Source organism: Paracoccus shanxieyensis, from assembly GCF_009711265.1.
GTDB lineage: Bacteria > Pseudomonadota > Alphaproteobacteria > Rhodobacterales > Rhodobacteraceae > Paracoccus > Paracoccus shanxieyensis.
The window spans coordinates 1-4,875 of the sequence record NZ_WMII01000053.1 but is presented as its reverse complement, the minus strand read 5'-3'; the positions used below and the strand labels follow the sequence as shown (position 1 = coordinate 4,875).

Genomic DNA, 4,875 nt, shown 5'->3' with positions numbered 1-4,875 from the left:
AAGGTCTCGCAACCCGAAACTTGTCCGAAGATCGACGGTGACCGCCAGCGTCACCAACGGCCGCGCGCTGCGCTACGCCGAAGGCTCCGCGCGCGGCCTCCTACACCATGTGTTGGGACACTGCCCCGAACGAAGGTTGCGCAAATCTACAAAAAGACCGCAATCTGCGGGCAGGACAGCTTCTGCTGGGTCACACCAAGATGGACAGTACTGTCCGATACCTTGGCGTCGACTTTGATGACCCACTGACGCTGTCAGAAGGTATAGATCTATAGGGATTGAGGGGTCGTCGGATCCTCTTCCACCCATCAGCTAGTCGAATCCAACTGGCTCTCAATGGCCGCGTTGTAGCATTCCTTCGCAGCATGCACCGTAACTTGGCGGAACTGTCGGGCCGCTTCTTTTCGAGTGGGATGAGGCGAAGCGCGAGTTTAACCTTCGGGAACGAGGGCTGGACTTCGCCTCGCTCGCAGAGGCCGACTGGGACGCCGCGCACTGCAGAAGATGTTCGCGAAGAATACGGCGAGGTTCGGTATGTCAGCCTTGTCCCGATCAATGACCGGCTCTGTGTGGTAGCCTGGTGCCTGCGCGGCGAAGCGCTTCGCGTCATCAGTCTCCGCAAAGCGAATAGCAGGGAAAGGGCATGATATTACAAAGAATAAACCGTTGATCGGTGTACAAGGCGAAGTGGGCGAACTGGGTGATGCGTTTTCTGCAAAGGCTCGCCGTGGTCGTCCGACCATGCTACCGGAAAGACGCAAAGTCCGGCAAAACGTTATGATTAATCCCGATGTGGCTGAGCGACTGGAGGATTTGGGAAACAAGAGCGCCTTCGTGAATGACGCATTGCGAAAGGCATTGGGCTAATACTGAGTATTCGCTGGCGGTGGTCAGCGAGGCCGGCCCTTAGCGGACGGCTGACGGGCGCTATGCCGCATTGCAGCATTTCCCCGAAGCTGCCGTTCATCTTGCCCCGCAGTGACCCTTCCACGATTGTAGTTATGCGCGACGAAGCAGGTGATCGCGCTTTGGGTAAGAAACGGTAACTGCCGCGTCACACAACGGGATGCTTGCCGCAGGCGCCAGCCAACGCCTTTAGGAGTCGACCGGCATCAATCAAGGGGGTGCGACCCTCGCGATCACTCGGAGGACCGTGGCCCAAGGTGTCCAACTCCTGTCACCTCTTGCAGCACCTCGAAGACAAGTGGGTCAGACATCTGGCTGACATTGAAGCGCATCCAGTCAGTCGCACTCTCCGACACGCTAAACACATTACCCGGCGCGAGAACGATTGATCGTTCGAGGGCCCGGCGTGCCACGTCGGCGGCGTCGAGGCCCCCTGGCAACTGGCACCAAAGATAGAAGCCCCCCCGCGGCATCAGTTTCGGCCGAATGCCCAAAGGCTCGAGCCGTGCAGCAACGGTGCTTCGAGCGGCCGACAGGCGTCGACGCAGGGTTTCGACATTGCGCCGATAGGAACTGTCGGTCAGCGCAGCATGGACAATTTCGGTTACCAGAGCATCCGGACCGCCAAAGTTGGTGGCGATCTGCAGATCCGTCAGGGCTTCGATCCAATCAGGGCGCGCGGCGATGTATCCGCAGCGCATCGCGGGCGAGAGGATCTTGGAGAAACTTCCGATCCGGATCACGCGAGCAAGGCCATCAAGCGTGGCGAGCCGGGCCGAGAGTTCCGGTTCAAACCCGGCGAAGATGTCGTCTTCGACGATGATCACATCATGCGCCGTGGCCGCGCTCAGGATCCGGTGCGCGACCTGGGGCGTCATCGTCGCGCCGGTCGGATTGTGCAGGGCGGAGTTCGTCAGGTAGACCCGTGGCGCAGCCTCGAGCAGGACTTTCGAGAAGGCGTCCGCGTCCGGACCCGTCGCCGTATAGGGCACACTGACGACTTTCACCTGATGCGCGCGCAGGACAGCGTGGAAATTGAAGTAGCAGGGATCATCGACCAGAACCGTATCCCCGGGGCGCAACAGGAACCGGCAGATCAGGTCGATGGACTGGCTCCCCGATGGGGTGAGCAGGATCTGATCGGGACTTGCATTCAGCCCCTCGGACTGAAACTGCCGGGACAGATGACCGCGCAGGGCCGACAATCCCCGAGCGCTGCCATAGTCGCTAAGAATGACGGCATCGGATCTTGCAGCCGCGCGGATCGCCTTGCGCAGGCTGTCCTGTGGCAGCCAGTCCGGTGGCAGCCAGCCGCAGCCCGGCCGGATGACGGACGGCGCCGCATCCAGGGATTGACGCGAAACCCAAAGCGGATCGACCGCCCGGTCACGACGCGGTCCCACATTGGCCAGCGCGAAGGGTTGGGTGCCAGAACTGACATAGAATCCGGAGCCAGGGCGCGAAATGATCGTGCCATCGGCGGCGAGGCGGTCATATGCCTCGACCACAGTGGAAGGCGAGACCGAGAGACTGGCTGCCAGGCTTCGGATCGACGGAACCCGATCTCCGGGTGCCAGAGCGCGTGCGGCGATCCTGGACCGGATGGTTTCCATCACAGCAGTGGTGCGGCTCGTCATGGTCGACCCTCATCTGTATGGGCCGGATGACCCATACGGTTTGTCAGAATCATATGGGTCCGTATCTGTCCCCAGATTGCCGGGCTTGTTAAGAGCGTCCGACGAAAAAGGACGTTTGTTATGCAGAAAAGCTTGGCGGGGTGGGGCAGCGGCCTGGTCGGCGTGGTGATCTTCAGCGGATCGCTTCCCGCGACACGCATCGCCATCGGAGGTTTCTCCCCGATGTTCCTGACCTCGGCCCGGGCGGTGATCGCGGCACTGGTCGGCAGCCTGCTGCTCTTCGCGCTCCGCGAGACGCGACCCGAGCGGCGGGATCTGCCCGCGCTTGTCCTCGTTGCCGCCGGGGTGGTTGTGGGCTTCCCCCTGCTGACCGCAATGGCGCTGCAACACATCTCGGCCGCCCGGTCGGTCATGTTCATCGGCATCCTGCCGCTGTTCACGGCACTGTTCGGCGTCCTGCGTTGCGGAGAGCGCCCGCGACCCGCGTTCTGGCTGTTCTCGGGCTGCGGAAGTCTGGTGATCGTAGCCTATGCGCTTGCCCATGGTGGTGAGGGGTCGCTCGTCGGTGATCCGATGATGTTCGCGGCTGTCGCGCTCTGCGGTCTGGGCTATGCCGAGGGGGCGGCGCTTTCGCGCAGGCTGGGCGGCTGGCAGGTGATTTCCTGGTCGCTGGTCCTGTCCTTGCCGATCATGGCCGCTCTGTCCTTCGCGACACTGCCGGCCAGCGCGGCGGGGATCACCGCACCGGAATGGGCGGCCCTCGGCTATGTGTCCCTCTTCTCCATGCTGCTGGGCTTCGTCTTCTGGTATCGCGGCCTGGCGATCGGCGGCATCGCGGGTGTGGGCCAACTGCAGCTGTTGCAGCCTTTCTTCGGCCTGCTGCTCGCAGCAGTGCTGATAGGCGACGCGGTCACCCCCGCCATGTTGGCCATCACGTTGGTCGTGGTGGGCTGCGTCTGGGGCGCGAAGCGGTATTCCTGAGGAGACAAGAGATGTATCTGCCCGATGCCTTTGAAGAAAAGGATCCCACCGAGGTGGAGGCGGTCCTGCGGGACCATCCGCTGGCCTGCATCGTGGCTCAGACTTCGGAAGGGCTGGTCGCGAACCACATTCCCTTGCTGTCGGCTCCTGACGGCACCCTGATCGGCCACGTCGCGGTGAAGAACGACCTCCATCGGTTGCTTGCACCCGGGCATCAGGTCCTGGCGATCTTCCGGGGCGAGGACGCCTATGTCACGCCGAATGGCTATCCGTCGAAGCCCGAACATCATCGGCATGCCCCGACCTGGAACTATCAGGTGGTCCATGTCCACGGGACTATCAGCTTCCAGCACGACGAGCCTTCGAAGCGCGCTGCCGTAGGCCTGCTGACCCGAGATCACGAGCGCAAATTGAACGGCAAAGCGGCCTGGCGCATGGCCGATGCCCCGGCGGACTACATGACCGACATGCTGGGCGCGATTGTGGCGTTTCGCATCGCGGTGACCAAGGTGGCCGCGAAATCCAAGCTGAGCCAGAACCGCGAGCCGCGGGATCACGCCGCGACGGCGGAGCATCTGGATGCGCGCGGGTTTTCAGGCCTGGCCGGGCGGATGAAACGGCAAGGGATGGTGTAGGCTGAGCACCAATCATTGCAAAAATGCACGCCATTCCCGTTCTAGCGAGCGCCATGGTCTGGCTCGATGAGTCGGTAGCAGACCGATCAGATCGAGACACTTCCCCAACCACGCCAAGCTCTCGCGGCCCATAACGGCAACTCGACCCTCGACGATGCTGCGCAGCAGCGTTCCCGCAAGCAGTCGTTCGGGGGCAGATAAACTGCGCTGTCAGTCCTGGAGCGATTGCCCGGTGCGCCCCATGCTGCTTGACTGCTCCGCTTTCCTCTCCCCCAAAATGAAATTCGCCGGAGTTCGATAGGGCTATCCCCTTCGGCGCAATTACATGCGCCTGATGAGGTTCTTGACCCAGATCATGCTAAATTCGATTGCCCATTCTATCTGGGGGCGCGAGAGAGACGGCATTGCCGAGCTGCCAGCGCCATGACCAAACGGTTTGCGAACGTGCGTGAAGAATTCTTTGAGCGAGGCGCTCTCCCAAGGGGTGATATAGGCGTTCTTCTTAGCAGAAAGATTGTCGATGTAGTTGTGCGCGCCCTTCTCGCCCCCGTGGGTCCAACGGTAATCCTCCCCGTGGTTAAGGGGATGCGGCAGTAGAATTTTCTCGTAGCGTGAACTGAGGAGATTCGAATAAGAAAAACCCGATTTACCGAGCCGCAGATCATGGCGGTGCTGCGCCAGGCTGAGGGCGGCGTTGCGGTGCCGGAACTGTGCCG

General features: G+C 61.7%; 6 protein-coding genes and 1 pseudogene. 5 read left to right on the top strand and 2 right to left on the bottom strand.

The window, feature by feature from the left end; genetic code table 11:
• Nucleotides 1–117: 117 nt before the first annotated feature.
• The 3 genes and pseudogenes from GL284_RS21750 to GL284_RS20995 all read left to right on the top strand — a co-directional run.
• A pseudogene (locus GL284_RS21750) lies at nucleotides 118–275 on the top strand (integrase); the annotation flags it as partial.
• 90 nt (nucleotides 276–365) lie between these two features.
• Nucleotides 366–647, top strand: a complete 282-nt coding sequence (locus GL284_RS21000; protein WP_341870526.1) for a BrnT family toxin — start codon at nucleotides 366–368, stop codon at nucleotides 645–647.
• Between the two features lie 19 nt (nucleotides 648–666).
• The gene (locus GL284_RS20995) at nucleotides 667–867 is read left to right on the top strand and encodes a hypothetical protein (protein ID WP_155046351.1); all 201 of its coding nucleotides are present in this window, start codon (nucleotides 667–669) and stop codon (nucleotides 865–867) included.
• A gap of 272 nt (nucleotides 868–1,139) precedes the next feature.
• On the opposite strand, the gene GL284_RS20990 is transcribed toward GL284_RS20995, so the two are convergent.
• Nucleotides 1,140–2,543, bottom strand: a complete 1,404-nt coding sequence (locus tag GL284_RS20990; RefSeq protein WP_230383235.1) for an aminotransferase-like domain-containing protein — start codon at nucleotides 2,541–2,543, stop codon at nucleotides 1,140–1,142.
• 120 nt (nucleotides 2,544–2,663) lie between these two features.
• Between GL284_RS20990 and GL284_RS20985 the strand changes: the two genes are divergently transcribed.
• On the top strand, nucleotides 2,664–3,524 hold the full coding sequence (locus GL284_RS20985; protein ID WP_155046350.1) for a DMT family transporter: 861 nt from the start codon (nucleotides 2,664–2,666) through the stop codon (nucleotides 3,522–3,524).
• 11 nt (nucleotides 3,525–3,535) lie between these two features.
• On the top strand, nucleotides 3,536–4,159 hold the full coding sequence (locus GL284_RS20980) for an FMN-binding negative transcriptional regulator (protein WP_155046349.1): 624 nt from the start codon (nucleotides 3,536–3,538) through the stop codon (nucleotides 4,157–4,159).
• A 321-nt stretch (nucleotides 4,160–4,480) separates the two neighbouring features.
• On the opposite strand, the gene GL284_RS21415 is transcribed toward GL284_RS20980, so the two are convergent.
• The coding region (locus GL284_RS21415) for a hypothetical protein (RefSeq protein ID WP_230383234.1) at nucleotides 4,481–4,875 on the bottom strand (395 nt) is incomplete at its 5' end.

Excerpts from the sequence above, each read along its gene's own strand:
- GL284_RS21000 (WP_341870526.1), top strand. The coding sequence starts at position 366 with ATGCACCGTAACTTGGCGGAACTGTCGGGCCGCTTCTTTTCGAGTGGG.
- GL284_RS20985 (WP_155046350.1), top strand. The coding sequence starts at position 2,664 with ATGCAGAAAAGCTTGGCGGGGTGGGGCAGCGGCCTGGTCGGCGTGGTG.
- GL284_RS20990 (WP_230383235.1), bottom strand. The coding sequence starts at position 2,543 with ATGACGAGCCGCACCACTGCTGTGATGGAAACCATCCGGTCCAGGATC.
- GL284_RS20980 (WP_155046349.1), top strand. The coding sequence starts at position 3,536 with ATGTATCTGCCCGATGCCTTTGAAGAAAAGGATCCCACCGAGGTGGAG.